This is a genomic window from Sporofaciens sp. St.21A7 (assembly GCF_059728535.1).
The window spans coordinates 3,220,113-3,239,487 of the sequence record NZ_BAAGFN010000001.1 but is presented as its reverse complement, the minus strand read 5'-3'; the positions used below and the strand labels follow the sequence as shown (position 1 = coordinate 3,239,487).

Here is a 19,375-nt window from a genome sequence, read left to right as displayed (position 1 = left end):
TTGTAGGAAGGAGAGTCTGACAGAGAATGGAGAAGAAAAGTTTTTTTCAAACAAAAGAAGGCGGGCTTACAATCGCTTTTATCGTGATTATGGCAGCGTTTTTTATCATACTGGCAGGTCTTGGCAGTGGAAATGACACGATTTGCCTGGTAGGATTTGTAATTATGGTGGCTGCCATGTTGTATTCGCCGGTGAAAACATTTATAATAAAGCCAAAGAAATAGGATGAAAGGAGAATATCATTATGGCGATTGAAGAGATTACAGGCAGAATAGCAAAGGACCTGGAGTGTCTGAAGCAGTTTACAGCGACACCGGGAGACGGCTGTACGAGGCTTCCGTTTACTCCGGAGGCAAGAGGTGCGGTGAATTACCTCAAGAAGATTATGGAGGAAGCCGGGCTTGAGGTGAGGGAAGACGCAGCGGGAAATGTCATCGGCGTGATGAAAGGGACGAATCCGGATGAGCCATGTGTCATGATGGGTTCACATTTTGACTCTGTAGTGAACGGAGGAGACTTTGACGGAATTGCAGGAGCGGTTTGCGCAATCGAGGTCGCAAGGCAGTTGAAGGAAGAGGGAGTGACTCCTAAGAGAGATTTTGTTGCAGTCGGATTCTGCGACGAGGAAGGTATGCGGTTCGGAACAGGATACTTTGGCTCCGGCGCAATGCTGGGCAACAGGGACGTGGAGTACTGCAAGAACTTTGCGGATACCAACGGCGTTAGTATCTACGATGCAATGAAAGAGTACGGGTTAGACCCGGAGAAGATTGAGGATGCGAAGTGGGACGTGGATAAGATTGGCAGATTCCTTGAGTTACATATTGAGCAGGGACCGGTCCTTGACGCAGAGAACATCGAGCTTGGTCTGGTTGACTGTATCGTTGGTATCCAGCGTTACATGGTAACGGTTCACGGAAGGGCTGACCATGCAGGGACAACCCCGATGGATATGCGTATGGACGCAGTGGATGCGGCGACGAAGGTTATCTCCAAGATTCCGGACTGGGCGCGTGAGAAGGCTGACGGAACCGTAGCTACCACAGGCTTCATCCGTACGACGCCGGGCGGAATGAATATCGTTGCCGAGAAGGTTGAGTTTACGGTGGACATCCGTTCCAAGAACAATGACAACATCAATGATATTGCAAACAGAATCCGCGCCGCCCTTGACCGGGAAGTACAGGAGATGGGCGGAAGCTATGAGATTGATACCAAGCTGGTAATCACGCCGGTATGGCTTTCCCAGGAGATGCTGGATATTATGGAAGAGAGCTGTAAGGCAAGAGGCTACAGCTACAAGAAGCTGCCAAGCGGCGCCGGACACGACGCGCTGGAAATCGGCCAGGTAATCCCGACGGTGATGCTGTTCGTTCCAAGTAAGGAAGGACGGAGCCACTGCCCGGTAGAATTTACGAAGTACAGTGATTTTGCGAAAGCATCTGTAGTTATGACGGAGCTTGCAAAGGATTTGCTTACAAGATAGGTATATGACAGGAGAATATGCTGTCTTGCCGTAAAAGGAGCTTTTTAGCCTCCTTTCCGGGCAAGGCGGCATATTTGGAAATGGAGAGGGATATGACAGGAATGAACCCGGCAAATAAAAAGGAGAATCTCCGCTTGCTGAGGAATGCGCTCAGGCTCACCCAGAAGGAGTTTATCGAGCGCTTTCTTTCCTCGGCGGATAAAAAGCCGTCCATGAGCATCGCGACTTACTCGAACCTTGAGTCCAGGGATGGGGTAAGGATGAACGAGGTGATATTTGCTGTGTCGGAAAGCCTTGGCATTGACTCGATGCTGTTTTCCATACCGCCGGAGGAATTTGCCGAGAAGCTTCCGATGATTCTGTCGGAAGATGGGTCAGCCGACCCGGCGGGAGCTGGGAGCGCGAAGAAGGGCAGTATCAACCATCTGGTGAACCGGCTGACCATGTATTTTGCCGAGCAGATTTTTGAAAAGCGGTTGAAAAAGGGCGATAAGATTGAATCGGACAGGAGTTTGGCGTCCGAGCTTGGCGTTGGGCGTTCGGCAATCCGGGAGGCGCTGAAGGTGCTGGAGGTTCTTGGGATGATTGATATCCGTCCGGGACAGGGAACTTATATCAGCAACCATGAGGCAAGTTTCTTTATCGTTCCTCTGTCATGGTCTCTCTTCTTAAATGGAAGCCAGATTGACAGTATTGTGGAGGTGCGCAATCTCCTGGAGGTGAAGGCGGCTTATCTGGCGGCCGGATGCATGGACGAGGAAAGCAGGGGGAAACTGTATGAAATCTCCCATCGGCTCCATAAGGCTTATGTGGAGCGGGATTTTAAAGAATTTCTGAACCAGGATCTGGAGTTCCATATCTGTATTGCGGAGTGTTCCGGCAATCCTGTGATTTACAGCATGATTCAGACCATCAGCAATCTGATGCGCCATGTCAGCGGAAGCGGCATGGTGGATGAAGGACAGCTTAGGGCTATCTATGAAGAGCATCAGAAGGTCTATGGGCTGATTCTGGCAAAGGATGCAAAAGGAGCTTCGGAGGCTATGAAGGAGCATCTTGAGAAATCAACGGGGCGGTATAATTACCGATGAGTGGACAGGATTTAAGAATAGCAGGAGGAAGAGAGAATGGTTGATATCTTATTTTATGCGGTGGCAGGAATCGCAATCGTTGGGGCAGTGATTAAGATGGTTAAGAATAAGAAGAATGACAAGTAGCCTGTGGGAGTAGATTGATTCTTCGGCGGGCGGCGTGACCGGGTTTTTGAGGCGGTTTCGGAAGTCTTTGAAGGGCTTTGGGAGGCGCTTTTTAAAGCCGGTCTCTTTTGTTTGAACACTATATATTGTGGTGGGTGTGAAGCGTTTCCATAATTTACAAAAAATTTATAAAATTGTAAATTTTAACGTTAATATTTGTTGAAGGCAAGACGATAGTTATGATATATTTATGTTTGGGGAGCTTTGCGGGAGACTGCTTAGAATGAACCGGTAAATATAAAAATAAGGGGAGAAAGGGAAAGGAGAGAAGTATGAAGCGTATAGTTTCATTGATGCTGGCGGCAGTGTTAGTACTCGCACCATGTATGCAGAGTTTTGCGACGGACCCTGATTCAGGGACGCCGGCAGCGGAACAGACTGCCGGTTTGGATGAGCCGGCAGGAGGAGAAGACACGACGCCTGGCGGAGGAGATGGGGGAAACCCACCTGCAGGCGAACCTGTTGGCAGTGAGGGTGCAGAAGGTGAGAATGGAGGCGAACCTACGGGGAACTCGCCGGATACCAATCCGCCGGAAGCATTGGACGATATCGGTGTGTTATCGGCGAATGAATTGGACAGCAAGAATGTAAAGGGGCAGATTGATGTTGGCATCATTCAGGCGCTTGATTTTAAGAGTGATATTACATTCACAATTACGCTTACAGATTCAAAGGGTGATTCTGTAAGTAAGAATATAACGCTGGGGAGTTTAAGCTCCGATAAACTTCAGGGTGAAGTTACGTTTAATGGCGATGGCAGCGGACTGGAAGACGGAAAGTATAATCTGTCCATATCAGCGCCGGGATACCGTACCCGTAACCGTGAGATTACGGTGGAAGGACTGGCCTATAAGCTGATGTACACGACAGGATTTCTGGGCGCCTACTTCGAGGAAAATGAGGCGGGCGTACTGCAGGCGAAAGATTTGAATTGTCATCCGGGAGTCCTTCGTATCGGTGATGTGGACGGTAATGGAGAGATTGACGACCAAGATAAAAAAGCTCTTGTCGATACGATTGATTCCGTAGACCGGGGCGAAGAAAATAACGGAACGTCTGCTTCGATGGATTTGAATCGGGATGGGAAGGTGGATCTTGCTGATCTGAATTTCTTTGTACAAGGTTATTTTCAGGAGGGCAAAGTACCGGATGCCAGTGCGACCATACAGACGAACGTACCTGCGTCCGCCATCGGACAAAAGGAAGGGAGCAATACGGTTGTAGAGAGCGGTCTTTTGGACAGTTTATTGACCGGTGAAGGCAGTGTGGCTTTAAGACCGGCAAGCGGGGAAATCTCTTCCACGAACCCGGTATCGGTAGAGTTTGAGTTTGCGAAAGACATCAAGACGGATGGAATCGTTATTGATTCTAATGAGGCGAACCCGGTGGAGAATGGAACCGTTGAGATTACCTATGTGGATGCGGAAGAACCGGATGTCGAAAAGAAAACCACAGTTTCCATTTTACCGGAAGGGACACACGCTTTATTTGAGGATGAAAGGGTAAGCGTAACAAGAGATAGTTTTGGAAATATTGCAATCAACCTGGGCAGTCAGGTGGCAGTAAAGAGAGTTACTCTTACGATTACAGGCACGAAGAACAATAATCTTGCGGAGATATCTAAGGTAGAGTTTGTGAATGGCATGGATAAACGGATTCCGGCGCCTGAGATGAATATTCCAGAAAATCTTACCGCAGTACGGGGAAATAAGTCCTTCGTTGTGTCATGGAATCCTTGTGTGAACGTTACAGGATATGAAGTACGCGTCAAAGGAACGGTTGAGGTAGACAAACAGGAAGAAGTTGTGGAAGACGTTATTTCTGTAAGAGGAAATTCCCTCACTGTATCAGCATTGAAAGAAGGCAATGCAAAACTCGTGAACGATAATGAGTACGAGGTGAGCGTGCAGTCTGTAAACGGCGCGTGGAAGAGCGGTTACTGCGGTGCGATTACAGTGATACCTAAGGTAGATAAAGCGCCGGACGCTCCGGATTATGTGAATGCGACCGGAAAATATAAGGCAATCGACGTATCTTGGAAGAAGATGAAGGATACGGATTATTTCAATATATATTACAGGGAAGCCGGTACGCAGGAATATACGAAAATTGAAGGGATTGAAGACAGTAAGTATACAATTACGGATTTGAAGGATAAGGCAGATTATGAACTTTATGTGACGGGTGTGAATGAAGTTGGGGAGAGTAAACCGTCTAAGACCAGCGTGGCATCGACGATGGATCAGAATCCGGCACAGATGCCTAAGTACAAGCAGATAAACAGGGCTGAAAAAGGTCAGGTCAGCGAACATATTATCAGTGCAGCATACGGGAACGGAGAGATGCAGGACAGCCCGTTGGATAAGGAGAAAGGTACGGCATGGGGAACCGTGGATAATATTCCTACTTCCCATTATGTTGTGAACTCTTGGGACGGCGGTGGATTTAATCCTCTTGGCAATCGTGGTTTGATCTATGAATTTGACGAGCCATATACGATGGATCGGCTTGCATTCCAGGAGGTATCTGTCCAGAGCCAGAACTATGGCTATGCGCGGGTAAGGTATTGGGATGAGGCAGGAGAGGCACATGAGATTGACCGAGGCGCTGTGCGTGTGCTGAGAAAGGCAGATGAAGAAGGACGTATCTATTATATGCTCAGGTTCCCGGGACCAATTACGGCGAAGAAGATACAATTTGCGCTTTCAAGGGTTTATGTGTATGGAACGATTTCGATTTCAGAGGTTTCTTTCTATGAATATGATTCCATAGAAGAAGATATTATGGCTCTCTATACGAACGATCTCCATACAGAGCTGAAACCAGAAGTAACGATGGATACGATTAATGAACTGGATAAGAGAATCAACACGACAGATCCGGTCAGCAAGGAATACCATCCGGATAAGGCCAATCTGGAACGCGAACTTCAGACGGCTAAGGATATCCTGTCGGACGGCAACCTTGGAAGAACGGTTGAGGTTCATAATACCATCAATACGAAGGATGTGGGACGTGGATTTGGCGGCCTGAATGCATGGCAGCCCCTTGGAGTTACGGCGGCGGCTGGTGAGGAAATCACAGTCTATGTCGGACATAATACGAAGCGGACCGGTGACAGTACAAACTTGCAGCTTGTAAGTACACAGTACCACTCGGAAGCAGCCTCCATGTTCAAAGTAGTTGCAACATTGAAAGTCGGCAGGAATGAGATTACGATTCCGAAACTTTGGTCGCTCAACAAGGAAACTGGCGGGGCGTTATATATCCAGTATACGAATAACAATGCTAATGATAAATATGCCGTACGTGTGAGCGGAGGCGTACAGGTGCCGATACTGGATCTTTATACGAAGATGGATGCAGCAAGCGCAGAAGAGCGGCTTACGAGAGCAAAAGCATATATTGAGGAATTGGAGGCTTATATAGCCGAGATTGAAACGAAGCATAATGAGGTACATAAGAATTCAACAAACAAACTTGTACAATATGATTATGTTGCCAATGACTGTATCTTAGGGGCTTCCGATATCATGCTGGATACGATGATGATTTCGCTTCCTGCACAACAGATTCTTGCAGGAGTCGGGACCGGAAGCACAGAGGAGAAGGCCCGGAAGCTTGTAACGTCCATGGAAGCTATGGAGAACATGATGTACCTGTTCTATCAGCATAAGGGACTGAATAATAATGCGGCGGATGCGAAGGATAAGTTCCCGGCAAACCACCTGAATATTCGTTATCAGACCATGTTCGCAGGAGCATTCATGTATGCATCCGGCAACCATATCGGTATTGAGTGGGGGTCTGCGCCGGATATCATAGGCGGTGGAAAGACTGTGACCCATGACAATGGAAAATATGTGGACGGCAGATACTTTGGATGGGGAATTGCCCATGAAATCGGCCACTGTATCAATCAGGGTACTTATGCGGTTGCAGAGATAACCAATAACTACTTTGCGGTGCTTGCCCAGGCAAAAGATACGAATGATTCCGTACGTTTCCAGTATCCGAATGTATATGATAAAGTAACGTCAGGGACCAAGGGACGCGCATCGAATGTATTTACGCAGTTGGGTATGTATTGGCAGCTGCATCTGGCATATGATAATGGATTCAATTATAAGACCTATGAGAACTATGACGAGCAGCTTGCGAACCTGTTCTTTGCAAGGGTGGATGCTTATTCCAGAAATCCAGGAAAAGCGCCGACACCAGGAGATGTGCTGTTATCTCTTTGCGGTGATAGGGATCAGGATTTGATGCGGCTTTCTTGCGCGGCGGCACAGAAAAATATTCTTGAGTTCTTCGAGCGTTGGGGTATGACTCCGAATGCGGATACGATTAACTATGCAAACTGTTTCCCTAAGGAGACGAGAGCGATTTACTATGTGAATGACGATTCCAGGGTACAGCGTATTGCGAATCCCAACAGTCCGTTCAGTGCGGAAGGCGTACAGGCGCTAAGTGACGGTACTACGGCAACGGTGGATCCGGATGCTGCAAACAAGGTGAATCTGAAATTCAGTCTGGTTTCCGGAGTGAATCAGGCAGATGTGCTGGGATATGAGGTGGTACGCTGCATAACCTCTAATGGAGACGAAGAGAAGGAAGTCGTTGGATTCGCAACAGGAAACGAATTTACGGATACGATCACAACTTTGAACAATCGTGTAGTGACCTATGAGGTGACAGCGATCGATCAGCATCTGAACCGTTCTGCAGTGAAGCGGATGGCTCCTTTGAAGATCAGTCATAAGGGAAATATTGACAAGACATACTGGAGCGTCAGCACCAATGATATGGAGGCGACAAGCAAGTTCACCGGCGGAGATAAGGTAGAGGAAGAGTACGTGCCATGCGGTCCGGAAGCAGAAGCGCCGATTAAGTCGGCTGTGGACAATCAGGCGGATACAACCTATACAGGATTGGCCGGTGTGAATGCGGAAGTTGTGATGGAGCTGAACCAGACCGTTACGGTTTCTGGATTGCAGTATACTGTGAACAGCGGAACGGCAATCAAGGATTACAGTGTTTCTGTCCGTAATGCCGAGGGCGAATGGATAGAAGCGGCAAGCGGAACATTTGGAAAAGATAAGGTCAACACCGTATACTTTGGCGTCGAGGGCAGCAGCAATATTGCGCTGTACCAGACATCGGCAGTCAAACTGTCAATCAAGAATCAGAAGGATGTGGAGATTGCAATATCCGAGCTAGATGTATTGGGCGTGACAGGCGACGACGTGGAATTCCGTAAAGCGGAAGGAACGGCTGCAATCGGTAAGTTAGAAGCGGCTTATAAGTACGGGGATAAGGCGGAAGATGTAATTCCGGCAGGTTCTATCGTATTTACCGGAAAATATAAAGGTAATTCTGCGTACAATGTGGTCATTCTGTACGATCAGGACGGCAATATTGTCGGCGGAGCCGATGCGGATGGTAAGCTGAAATCTTATCAGGTACTCTTCTCGGATGTACCGGAGACGGGAAATATTCAGGATGTTTACGACGGGACATGGATTTATTGGATTGCGCCGGGTGATGTGAACACCGGACTGAAATCAGTCAGGGCGGAGCTGTACCGAGTGGATAATGCTTTGACCAATGAAGGGCAGAGGCTAGTCAGCGATTGTATATTTGAGGAATTCCCGGCAGAGCTTCCGAATATAACACTGAGTGGCAAGAAGAATTAGAGCGATAAAAGGAGTAGAACATGAAGAAATTTAGATTAGGTATGATAATGGCAGTGTTCGCATTTATCGCAATGCTGCCGCTGCAGGTATCTGCTGCAGAAACAAAGGAGGTCAGTGTTACCTGCACTCCCAATGAAGGTAATACGGAATATACCGTAGATTTGTGTATTCCCAATGCGGCGAAGGAGGAAATCTCTACGTTAAGCCTGAAACTGGATGTTACCCCGGATATGAGCGTTTCGTCAACCGGGTATAGCAGTGTCATTGAATTCAGCAAGGATGTTATGGCAAAGGCAAAGGTGTATGAATATCGTGTCAACAATACGCTGAATATTTATATTGCAGGATTAAATTCATTGTTTAATGATGATGATACGCTTCGCGTTGGGACCGTTTCCATGAAGAACAGCGCTGGCGAATCCTTAGCGCTTAACGGAAAAGAAGGCGTAAAACTTGACAGTGCAGGGGATGCGCTTCAGGTCGTTCGGGGCTGGGGGAATGCTGAATCTCCCAACAAGGATACGACTTGGGTTGCCGATAAAGAAGAGGAAGAAAATCCGGGAACGGAGATTCCTCCGAAACCGGGCGAAGGAGAAGAGGAAGAAGGTCCGGGAGGCTCCGGAGATTCATGGGTTCCGGGAGGTTCCGGAAATCCGGGAAGTGATACAGCAAAAGATCAGTATGATAATAACCGGAAAGTGAATGGCAGCCGTACACAGGGCGTCAAGACAGGAGATACCAATACCATTATGATTTATGTATTTTCTGCCGTTGCCTGTATGGGATTGATTTCAGCAGCCGCTTACCGGAAACGTAAGCTAAGATAATGGAATAAGATTTTGTTAAGTAAGAACGGCTGTCCGCTATGGGCAGCCGTTTTGCATGTGCAGACCCGTGCAGAGGTAATAGCTGGCAGTCTTTGCGGTAACAGGCATTTCTAAGGTATAGATTTATCCGGAATATGCATACTATTAGCAAGAAACAATTTTGCTGAAAGGAGCATATGGAATATGAAGGAGTTAAAACTTGACCTTCTTCCAGGCAATCTGTACGCAGCCAGAAAGAAGGAACAGCAGCGCAAAGAGATGGAGAAGAAAAAGCGTGAGCCGCAGAAAAGTATCGTGAAGATTGACGATGTGTCAAAAGTTGACCGAATAGACGGGAGTGAGCGGTAGGGACTATGAAGACTTTTGATGAACTTTATCGGGAACTTTTGCAGAGAAAGATTGCGCAGGACGAGTCGCTGCCGGAGGAGTATGACCCTTACCATCTGGATTGTCTTCTTCATCCGGAGAAATATGCGCCTGTCCTGCATATGAAAGAGTGTGAGAAATGCGCTTATGACCAGGCGTGTAAGAATAGCTGTATTTTTGATGCGATTGAGCGGAAAGAGGATGGAAAGCTTAGGATTAATCCTTCTCTATGTACCGGATGCGAAGCCTGTATTGAAGCCTGTGAAAATGGGAACCTGACGGCAAGCAAGGATGCGCTCCCGGCGATGAAGGCAGTGAGAGAAGCGAAGGGACCGGTCTATATGATGGTAGCGCCTGCATTTTTCGGGCAGTTCCGTGAGGCTGTTACGCCCGGGAAACTCCGTACGGCATTTCGTGCATTGGGATTCACGGGCATGGTAGAAGTTGCCTTGTTTGCGGACATCCTTACCCTCAAGGAGGCTCTGGAATTTGACCGGCATGTGCAGAAAAGCGGGGACTACCAGTTGACAAGCTGCTGCTGCCCGGTCTGGATTGCCATGATCCGGAAGATTTTCCATGAGCTGATGCCCCATGTGCCGGGAGCCGTGTCCCCGATGATTGCATGCGGACGTATGATAAAACGGATTCATCCAGATGCAATCACGGTGTTCGCAGGACCCTGCCTTGCCAAGAAGCAGGAGGCGAGGGAACCGGATATTGCGGATGCGGTGGATTATGTGCTTACTTTTCAGGAGGTGCAGGACATTTTTGATGCGGCGGATATCCGCCCGGAGGAGCTTCATGATGCCGGGAAGGAACATGCTTCCAAGGCGGGAAGGCTTTATGCCCGGACAGGCGGGGTGAGCCAGGCTGTGACGGAGATGGTAGATCAACTCTGTCCTGACCGGAGTATCCGCGTCCAATCCGAGCAGGCGGACGGCCCTAAGGCATGTATGGAGATGATACGGAGAATCAAAGAGGGAAGGACAGATGCGAATTTCTTTGAAGGGATGGGATGTGCCGGGGGATGTGTGGGCGGCCCTAAGGCAGTTCTTGATGTAGCGGAAGGAACGAAGCATGTGGATGCTTACGGAGACAGCGCCAAGTACCGGACGCCGCTTGAGAATCCTTATGCGCGGAAAGTGCTTAAAAAGCTGGGGATTGAGACGGTGGAAGAATTGTTGACGGATGATGGGATGCTGACGAGGGATTTTAAATAATGTAAAAAAATATTTACAAAATCTTTACTTTTCTTCAAGAATAGAATATAATATTTACAACAGATGTGGGAGAAAGGAGAGAAATGGATAAGAATAGGATAGAAATATTATTTAGTGAACGAAAGAAGGTTGGAATAAACCTATTTGAGATTATGAAAGAGCAAGGCTATACAAAGATTTCATTTTCAAAAAGAGTAAATATCAGCCGCCCGACACTTAATCATTTGTTTGAAGGGGAAATCAGCAGTATCACCACATTTGAAAAGTACCTGCGTCGGATACAGGATGCTTTGCAGGTTGAGGAGCAGGATTTGATGAGTGAGAGAAGGACGGCAAGAGAGGGATTGCAGGCGGTATTTTCCTGTAATGAACCGAAGGATTATCACCCCGGGGAAAAAGAGCGGGAGATGTTTGAGGTACTGGGAGATTTGATTAATCTATGTGATTTTTATTATTAGGTTTTAGGAGGTGAATGGATGGCAGACTATATTACGTCAGATAATCTTAATGAGATTGTTGAGCAGAATATAGAGATTAAGGGAGAGATAAACAATAAATTATTATTTTTTTTGGAACGGTATAATGTAAGGGAAGGAATTAAGTCGGAAGAAAAACTTGCTTTTAAAATCTTGAAACAACATGGGTTAATCCAGATGCCGATTGAAAATCAGCATTGGTGCGGAGCGATTTACCGTGTAGGAGATAAGAGAGTTCCTGTTATTAATACGGCGCTGCCGCGGATGAATCAATTTTTTGCCGCATGGCATGAATTGTATCACCTTATGTTTGAAGGGGATGGGAATGAAGAAGTATATCAGGTTTCAGCAGATTTGAATCGAACTGAGCGAAAAGCAGATTATTTTGCGGCGAAGGCTTTGGTGGGAAATGTTTATAATACTTATATTGAATTAAAGAATATGGAGTTTATGGATAAGATTGCAGTGTGTATGGATATTTACCAGGTGCCGTATAAAGCGATATTGATTGAATTATATGAAGAAGCTATGCTTGCAGATAATCGGAAACTGCAAGGACTTATTATGGATTATTTTGACCGGAGGGATGAGGACTGGAATATGCGCTTTCAACAGCTTGGTCTGGATGAAGAACTGGTTACACCTTCGTATATTGTTAACTTTGGATATTTGGAAGATAAGATTAATGAAAAAAGAGCTGAAGAACCGGAAGTATCTGCCCATGAATTGAATTGGCAGTATCTGAGGGAACTTAAAGAAAGGGTTAAAAATACTATGTACGGAGGAGCAATACGAGATGAAAGAGGAAAAAAGCAGGCGTAAAGTTGCAATACTGGATAATTGTGAGATTGATACATTATATCGGCTAAAAGAAGAGAACATACCAGTGGAGTTGGCCCTGGAGTCATACGATTATATTTTGATTCCAGGGTGGGTATGGACAGAGGTTTGCGATAGTGAGGATAGAAAAGAATATGTGAAAGACTTAATAAGAAAGAGATTACCTGTAAAGATTCTTCTGGAGAAGCGGTACATAGAACTCGTAAAGGAAGACTTAGTTCTGCTAAAAGGGTTTCATATGGCAATCCGGCGATATGGTCATATAAATGGATATTTTCAGAAAAATATTTTAAGAGGAGATTAAACGCAGTGACGGGAGCATCCGTGAAAGCAAGAAAAATGCCGGTGAAATTTCGATTGCGTTTTTGGCTTATTTACTTAAACAAAAGAATCAGGATTTAGACATTACGATTTGGTCGCATGATTCTGATTGTAGATTATGTATCGAAGCGATTAATGAAAAAGAACAGTTATTTATATCTTATAAAAATGTAGACACTATTTTAAAAGAATTGTATGAAAAAAATATTATAGAGATTAAAAGAATTAATAAACTAATTGATTGTGTTCGGAGTGAACGTAAGGTTATATACTTTATAAAGAAAAAAGATTCTAGCAGCGAACTTAGAATGGAAGTTATAGATAATAATAAAATCAGAGAATTGCTGTATTCTTCTGATTGCGAGATAATTTGGTGATGGAACACCTTTAAGGATGAAGACAAGAGCGATGGATATCGACTACTAATATATATGATATTGAATATAGCTATTGTGGAAATATGTTATTTCCCAATAGCTTTTTTAGTTTTTATATTGACTTTTTTCTGTTATGTCAATATAATTGGACTCAGTTTTCAGTTCATTTGACAAAGAGAGGAATGGGAGATGCAGTACTACCTTGCCCCATTAGAGGGGATTACGACACGGATATACCGGAAGGTATACCACGAATGCTTTACGCCCATGGATAAATATTTCACTCCGTTCTTATCGCCCCATTCCAAGAAGGGGTTCTCGGCAAAGGAAAAGGCTGAGATTTTGCCGGAGAATAACCGTGGAATGCGTCTGGTTCCGCAGATATTGACGAACAAAGCCAAGGATTTCCTGCAAACGGAAGAAAAACTTGCTGATTACGGTTATGATGAGATTAACCTGAATCTGGGATGCCCGTCGAAAACGGTGGTGTCAAAAGGGCGGGGTTCGGGATTCCTGGCGAATCCAGAAGAGCTTGACCGGTTTCTGGATGAAATATTTTCTGGGACGAAAGCGCAGATATCCATTAAGACCAGAATCGGGAGGGATGACCCGGAAGAATTTCATAGGCTGCTTGGCATCTATAACCAGTATCCTCTAAAGGAGCTGATTATCCATCCAAGGGTTCAGAAGGATTTTTATAAGAATAAACCGAATCTGGAGGTATTCGGGGAGGCGGCGAAGGCAAACGTCTGTCCTTTGTGCTACAATGGGGATATTTGCACGAGAGCGGATGCGGCGGCGATAGAAGAACGGTTTCCGGAAGTGACGGCTTGCATGGTCGGGAGGGGAATCATTGCAAATCCCGGGCTTCTGGGCGAGATTCAGGGACGGGGGAAAACGAGCCGGGAACAGCTTCGCAGGTTCCATGACCGATTATATGAAGAATACCGAAGCCTTAATATGGGGGATAAGAACGTGCTGTTCAAGATGAAAGAGGTTTGGTGCTATCTGGGGCAGTCTTTTCTGGGATGTGAGAAGCAGTTGAAACGGATTAAGAAGGCTGAGAAGACAGACAGGTATGAGGAAGCTGTGGACAGGTGCTTTGAAGGGGAGCAGACATAAATTATGTCTTTACATTTTTCATGCTATGCAATATAATAGAAAAAAATTCTATATACAGGAATTTTTAAGGAGGAATCCTTTGTGGAACACTTGAATCAAATCATTGCGGGTAATCTAAAGGAGATTCGGAAGCGTAAAGAATTAAGCCTGGAACAGGTGTCGGTACTGACGTCCATCAGCAAGAGCATGTTGAGCCAGTTGGAGCGGGGAGAGGTCAATCCTACGATATCAACGGTCTATAAGCTGTCCCTTGGGTTAAAGGTTCCTGTGACGGCGTTTACCGCCGACAAGCCGAAACCATTTTCACAGACGGGCAAGGCTCTGGTGACGCCTCTTGTGGGCGATGAGGGAAGGTACAGGCTGTTCCCAATCTTTGAATTTCGGGAGGGCCAGGATTTTGAGATTTTCGATCTTGAGTTCGACGAAGGAGGCACGATGCGGGGGCATTTGCAGATGCACGGGACCAGGGAGTTCATTACCGTGTATTCGGGCGAGCTGACGATTCTCTTTGAGGACAGGGAGTATGTGCTGAAAGCAGGGGATTCTGCCGCATATAATGCATATGACGATTATGTATACAAGAATACGGGAAAAGGAATGGTGACTGCGTGTATCGTAGTCCATTATCCGTAACAGAAAGGAGATATTTGCAAGATGGAAGACCAGAAGCAGCGCGTGTATGACGCATTGGACAAGTTGAAGATTAAGTATGAGGTCGTAGAGCATGAACCGGTACATACGATGGAGGATATGGACAGGCTTGGACTGCCGGAGAAGGGGACGCTTTGCAAGAATTTGTTCTTGCGGGATTCAAAGGGAAAGAGGCATTTCCTTGTGACCTGTGAGGAGAGCAAGAAGGTGGATCTGAAAGCCCTTGGCAGACAGCTTGGCGGCGGGAACCTAAGTTTTGCTTCCGAAGACAGACTGGAGAAGTATCTGGGGTTAAAGCAGGGCAGCGTGTCTCCCTTCGGGCTGATGAACGATACGGAGCATGCCGTAGAGTTTTTTATTGACAAGGATCTGAGCAGATGTAAGAGCCTTGGAATCCATCCTCTGGAGAATACGGCGACCGTATTCCTTTCTTTTAAGGATTTGGATAAGTTCTTATGGGACTTGGATGTGGATGTGGTGAAGGTTAAGCTGTAGTTCGTTCTTTTGTATCTGTACCGGCCAGGCTATTTTGATTAGGCTGGCTGGTATCATTGTTCGGTTTATCTGGTTAATTTCCCTTATTGGCTTTTGCTTAGGAGTTTTGCGGTATGATAAAGAAGTTACATGACAAGGATATCCGGGAACCATTGTTTGATTTCCTGGAAGAATACTATGGGAAGATTCGGATTATTGAGGAAAAACAGATAGGAAGGTCGCGGGCGGATATTATGATGGTGATGACAGAAGCCGTTGCCGGGATCGAGATTAAAAGTGATGCGGATACTTATACACGGCTAAAGCGGCAGGTACGGGATTATGACAGGTATTTTGACTGTAATTATGTGGTTGCCGGAGGGAGCCATGGGCTGCACATCAGGGAGCATGTGCCTGAGTGGTGGGGGATTATTACGGCTGAGTGGGTGGAAGGCACGGTGGATTTCTATCTGCTGCGTGAAGCGAAAGAGAATCCTAAGGCAGAGCAGAAGCGGAAACTTTCGCTTCTGTGGAGGCCGGAGCTTGCCCACATTCAGGAGATAAATGGGCTTGCGCGGTATCGGCAGAAAAGTAAGGTATTTGTCATTGAGAAGATACTTTTAAAGGTTCCGGAGGATGTGCTTAGGAAGCAGGTCAGTAATGAATTGTTCGAGCGGGATTATACGGAGATTGGGGATACAATCCGGGGGTTCAAGGAGGGAAAGAGATGAGATATCCTGTAATCAGCATGGAAAAGACAGGGAAGAGAATCCGTGAAATCTGTGAAAGGCAGGGGATTTGTGCGAGAGAGATTCAGGAATATATGGGTTTTTCGGCCGCGCAGTCTGTGTATGACTGGTTCCGTGGGAAGAATTTGCCTTCTGTGGATAATCTGTATGCGCTGTCAAGGCTTTTGAAGGTCACGATGGAGACGCTGGTGGTGGCTTCGGACCAGGAGGAAGCGTGGGGAGTATGTGAAATTGCGGTTCTGCCCCGAATGGACAGACATAAGATTGTGGTGAAGTATAGGGAGCTGCTTTGGGGTCCGGGTGTTTCATAGAAGAAGGGTTTTGTCAATCAGTTTGTAACTGGATGCATCAGTTTGGATTTTCTGGTATTCTATGTTTAGGAAATGGTAAAGGCATTTCCTGATATACGAAAGAGAGTGGAGAGGCGGAAGAATTCTTTTGACGAATGATGAATCGGAAGAATTCTCCGGAAGAAACGTATTTAGAGATAAATGTCGCTGATGCAACGACATTCCTTACGGTGCTGTGATAAGCCGTGGCAGGATGGATTCCACGGGATAGGTTTGATAGAAGCTGATAGACCGTGTTTTTTCGTGGCGTTATGGCAGGCGGAGTAAGTGAGTGGCGATAGGATGTACTTTATGATCGATTATGAGAATACAGGCGGTCAGGGACTCAGAGGAGCTGAGTATCTGGGAGCGGAAGATAAAGTAATCATTTTCTATAGCAAGAGCTGTGATAAGATTGAGTACGGATTGTTGAAGCTGATACTTGATTCCGGGAGCGGTCTGGAACTGTGCAGATTGGAAAGAAGTGGGAAGAACGCCTTGGATTTTTATATCGCCTCGATGCTCGGAGAGATTTTTGGCGGCGGGTATCAGGGGAAGGCGGCAATCGTGAGCAGGGATCAGGGATTCAAGGCAGTGCAGGAGTACTGGAGAGAAAGAGCCTCGAAGAAAGGGGCGGTTGTGTTGAATTCAACCATAGGAGGGTGCATCCGTTCGGCAAATGAGGACAATGTCAGGACAAGGACGGCAAGAGAAGGGTTAAAGCATGTTTCGATGGAAGCGGAAGTGGCAAGATACAGGGAAGAGGAGAGACTGCAAAAAAGGACGAAAGAGATCTTTCAGGATACGAAGTATCAGGCGATGGAAGAACAGATGTGGGAACTTTTGAAGGAGAAGGAATCCAGGAAGAAGCTTTATGTGAATGCACTTAGGATATTCGGGAGAGAAGACGGATTGGAAGTGTACCGGAAGATACGGGAAGAGTTGTTGTGACTTGGATGAAAAGGCGTGAGAAAAGATGTGGCAGTGCGGGAATGGGCTGCTGCATCTTTTTTGAGATTTGTATTTTTGTTCAGTTATTGTAATATTTAATATTTTTTTAATTGCATGTTCCATAAATGAGAAGTAGAATCCCATCTTTAACACTTGCAAAAGTCTAAAGAGGCGCTATCCCTTGATTTTACTAGGATTGCGCCTCTTTAGCTTTGATTATGGATGTTGTATGGAAAGACTATTTTGAAATTTTTTTGATCTTTTTATTTAGTTCTTTCGGTTGATAGTATTTTTTATCCAGACCAAGCCCCCAAATTGCATTTAGGGCTGTGCATACCTTAGAATTGTCGTAGGTTGACATGTAACACATATCTTCTATATTGGCTACTTCCATGTTCTTTAAGGTTTCAATGATATTTTCAATAGAAAAGTGTGTTCCATATCGGTTTAATTTTGTTTCTAACAGCCGGTATATCAGAAGCGATGTATAACAGATCATAAAATGTGCAACAATCCGCCGGGGCTTCTGATGGTATACAGGGCGCGCAGAAAGATTTGTCTTCGTGATCCGGAAGCAGTCTTCAATCTTATACCTGTTCGAGCTGATCCCAATTACGGTTTTTACATCGTCATCAAGATTTGTCGCTACCGCATAAAAACCATCATATTTTTCTTCTTTGTCTATAACAGCCTGATCTATTTCGTATGAATCTGTAACAGTCTCCCCACTTTTCGTACAAGAAGTTCTTTTGATGAAGCGCGTGACATCATGAGGCCCCTTTTTATAGGTATCGGGCTCCAGATTCTTAAGAAGTTTTTTTGCCCGTTCAATCTGTCGGTTCCGGATAAAACGCTGGTATTCCATCATTTTTCTGGAAAAAGTTACAATCACCTTTTGTTTTACGGTGGCTTTCGACTTTACTTTTACTGTTTTCCCGTTTTTCAGGTGCTTTTCTTCATAAAGCCCAAGATCGAATGCTTGATCGGCTTCAATGATCTTGTAAGCCTTGTCATTATATAAATCTTTATTTTCAGGATCCCGTTTATCGAAGGATTTCAAATCCTCAATTGTAACAGGTGTGTCAGAAGAAAGAAGCTTATAACCATAATCATTAAAAACAGCTTCTTTCAAATGGTCGGAAAGTTTCTTTACAGACTGGGTGACGATAAAAGCACGGCCGCCCATGGAATTAAAGTTCCTGATATTGAGCGAACCAAGGCCGGCATCTGCACAGTATATAAATTTCTTTTTCTGAAACATCTGTGAGAGCTTTTTTTCCAATGGGATAACGGTTGTCTGTTCATTGTCTGAGCCGGAAGTAATACACATGGACAGAGGGATGCCGTCCGTATCCATGAACAGCCCCATTTCAACAATGGGATTGGGGCGGTGTTCTTTGGATGGACCGTACTTACGCAGCCCCTTGATGGTTTCACCGGTCACTTCATCGACATAATCCTCGTCTTCCATTTCAGTCTCAAAATAATAATTCGTGCAGTCATAGAAACAGACAGAAGTATCCCTCTTAATAATGTTATTGCTTTTCTCGAAAAGATGGGAGATATATTCGTCATAATGATCTGCCATAAGATCCATGGTGCGCATGATATGCATGTAATCGAACTGAGGTTGTTCATAGTAATTTGCCATATGCTGCAGGGAGCTGAGTTTTGAATCCGGCGCAAGAATGCGGTCACAGGTAAGGAAACGGTTCACAAGGTTCGGGTCGAAGGTAATCTTTGAATCGGCTGTTAAGGAGTCAAAGAAAGAACCGATTTCCAGGCTGTGGTAAAGCTGTTGAAGAAAAAAGTAGCCAATATTAAGTTGTTTGCTGGAAGAAGCAAGCGAATCGGAAGCTTTAAGCTTTTCAGCAAAGTTGATCTTGAGTTCTAAAGAAATCTGATGATTAAGTTTAGCCTCCTCATTGAATTTGGCGACCTGCTCTTTGGCATAAGAAAGAGGGTCGTCGGTAATCTTTAGAAGATCAGAATGCCGACCGATCCGTGCAATATTTTTAGTAGTCGTTTTTTTCCCATTCCGGATACCGAGTTGAACGAAATAGGTAGGGTTTTTTGATTTCCTGTCATACCAAAGTTTCATAACACCATTATAGCATAGTTTCACGTGAAACACAACACCATACAACAAAATAATTTCAAAAATTTGACAAAAAAATGCAGGCTTTATAGGGACTGTAGCGATTTTATCTTTTTTTAAGTGTTAAAGATCCGGC

The 19,375-nt window shown here is 45.5% G+C and carries 17 protein-coding genes; 16 read left to right on the top strand and 1 reads right to left on the bottom strand.

Features of this window, described 5'->3' with window-relative positions; genetic code table 11:
• Positions 1-26 precede the first annotated feature (26 nt).
• The 16 genes from AC6I3O_RS16005 (at position 27) to AC6I3O_RS15930 (ending at position 17,141) form a co-directional block, all read left to right on the top strand.
• Positions 27-224, top strand: coding sequence for a hypothetical protein (locus AC6I3O_RS16005; protein WP_497851751.1), 198 nt, complete (start codon positions 27-29; stop codon positions 222-224).
• 20 nt (positions 225-244) lie between these two features.
• Complete coding sequence (locus AC6I3O_RS16000; protein ID WP_497851750.1) at positions 245-1,486, top strand: M20 family metallo-hydrolase; 1,242 nt, start codon at positions 245-247, stop codon at positions 1,484-1,486.
• Between the two features lie 80 nt (positions 1,487-1,566).
• On the top strand, positions 1,567-2,577 hold the full coding sequence (locus AC6I3O_RS15995; RefSeq protein WP_497853494.1) for a FadR/GntR family transcriptional regulator: 1,011 nt from the start codon (positions 1,567-1,569) through the stop codon (positions 2,575-2,577).
• Between the two features lie 437 nt (positions 2,578-3,014).
• Positions 3,015-8,438: a fibronectin type III domain-containing protein gene (locus AC6I3O_RS15990; protein WP_497851749.1), complete on the top strand. Its 5,424-nt coding sequence runs from the start codon at positions 3,015-3,017 to the stop codon at positions 8,436-8,438.
• A 20-nt stretch (positions 8,439-8,458) separates the two neighbouring features.
• The gene (locus AC6I3O_RS15985) at positions 8,459-9,265 is read left to right on the top strand and encodes a hypothetical protein (RefSeq protein ID WP_497851748.1); all 807 of its coding nucleotides are present in this window, start codon (positions 8,459-8,461) and stop codon (positions 9,263-9,265) included.
• 183 nt (positions 9,266-9,448) lie between these two features.
• Positions 9,449-9,613, top strand: coding sequence for a hypothetical protein (locus tag AC6I3O_RS15980; RefSeq protein WP_497851747.1), 165 nt, complete (start codon positions 9,449-9,451; stop codon positions 9,611-9,613).
• A 5-nt stretch (positions 9,614-9,618) separates the two neighbouring features.
• Positions 9,619-10,851 carry a [Fe-Fe] hydrogenase large subunit C-terminal domain-containing protein gene (locus tag AC6I3O_RS15975; RefSeq protein WP_497851746.1) on the top strand — a complete coding sequence of 411 codons (1,233 nt, stop codon included), beginning with the start codon at positions 9,619-9,621 and terminating at the stop codon, positions 10,849-10,851.
• Positions 10,852-10,934: 83 nt separating this feature from the next.
• On the top strand, positions 10,935-11,309 hold the full coding sequence (locus tag AC6I3O_RS15970) for a helix-turn-helix domain-containing protein (protein ID WP_497851745.1): 375 nt from the start codon (positions 10,935-10,937) through the stop codon (positions 11,307-11,309).
• A gap of 18 nt (positions 11,310-11,327) precedes the next feature.
• Entirely contained in the window at positions 11,328-12,149 is an 822-nt protein-coding gene (locus AC6I3O_RS15965; RefSeq protein ID WP_497851744.1) for an ImmA/IrrE family metallo-endopeptidase, read from the top strand.
• Positions 12,124-12,471: a hypothetical protein gene (locus AC6I3O_RS15960; protein ID WP_497851743.1), complete on the top strand. Its 348-nt coding sequence runs from the start codon at positions 12,124-12,126 to the stop codon at positions 12,469-12,471. Before AC6I3O_RS15965 ends, AC6I3O_RS15960 begins: the two co-directional genes overlap by 26 nt.
• A 583-nt stretch (positions 12,472-13,054) precedes the next feature.
• Positions 13,055-13,987, top strand: coding sequence for a tRNA dihydrouridine synthase (locus tag AC6I3O_RS15955; RefSeq protein ID WP_497851742.1), 933 nt, complete (start codon positions 13,055-13,057; stop codon positions 13,985-13,987).
• 81 nt (positions 13,988-14,068) lie between these two features.
• A complete protein-coding gene (locus AC6I3O_RS15950) occupies positions 14,069-14,620 on the top strand; it encodes a helix-turn-helix domain-containing protein (protein WP_497851741.1) in 552 nt (183 codons plus the stop codon).
• Positions 14,621-14,641: 21 nt separating this feature from the next.
• Positions 14,642-15,133 (top strand): prolyl-tRNA synthetase associated domain-containing protein, encoded by a 492-nt coding sequence (locus AC6I3O_RS15945; protein WP_497851740.1) that lies wholly within the window; start codon positions 14,642-14,644, stop codon positions 15,131-15,133.
• A 113-nt stretch (positions 15,134-15,246) separates the two neighbouring features.
• Complete coding sequence (locus tag AC6I3O_RS15940) at positions 15,247-15,843, top strand: sce7726 family protein (RefSeq protein ID WP_497851739.1); 597 nt, start codon at positions 15,247-15,249, stop codon at positions 15,841-15,843.
• Entirely contained in the window at positions 15,840-16,172 is a 333-nt protein-coding gene (locus AC6I3O_RS15935) for a helix-turn-helix domain-containing protein (protein ID WP_497851738.1), read from the top strand. The genes AC6I3O_RS15940 and AC6I3O_RS15935 overlap by 4 nt, the downstream gene beginning before the upstream one ends.
• A 330-nt stretch (positions 16,173-16,502) precedes the next feature.
• A complete protein-coding gene (locus tag AC6I3O_RS15930; protein ID WP_497851737.1) occupies positions 16,503-17,141 on the top strand; it encodes a PIN domain-containing protein in 639 nt (212 codons plus the stop codon).
• 238 nt (positions 17,142-17,379) lie between these two features.
• Here the strand turns inward: AC6I3O_RS15930 and AC6I3O_RS15925 are convergent, their stop codons facing one another.
• Positions 17,380-19,242, bottom strand: coding sequence for an IS1634 family transposase (locus AC6I3O_RS15925; RefSeq protein WP_290451298.1), 1,863 nt, complete (start codon positions 19,240-19,242; stop codon positions 17,380-17,382).
• Positions 19,243-19,375: the final 133 nt, after the last annotated feature.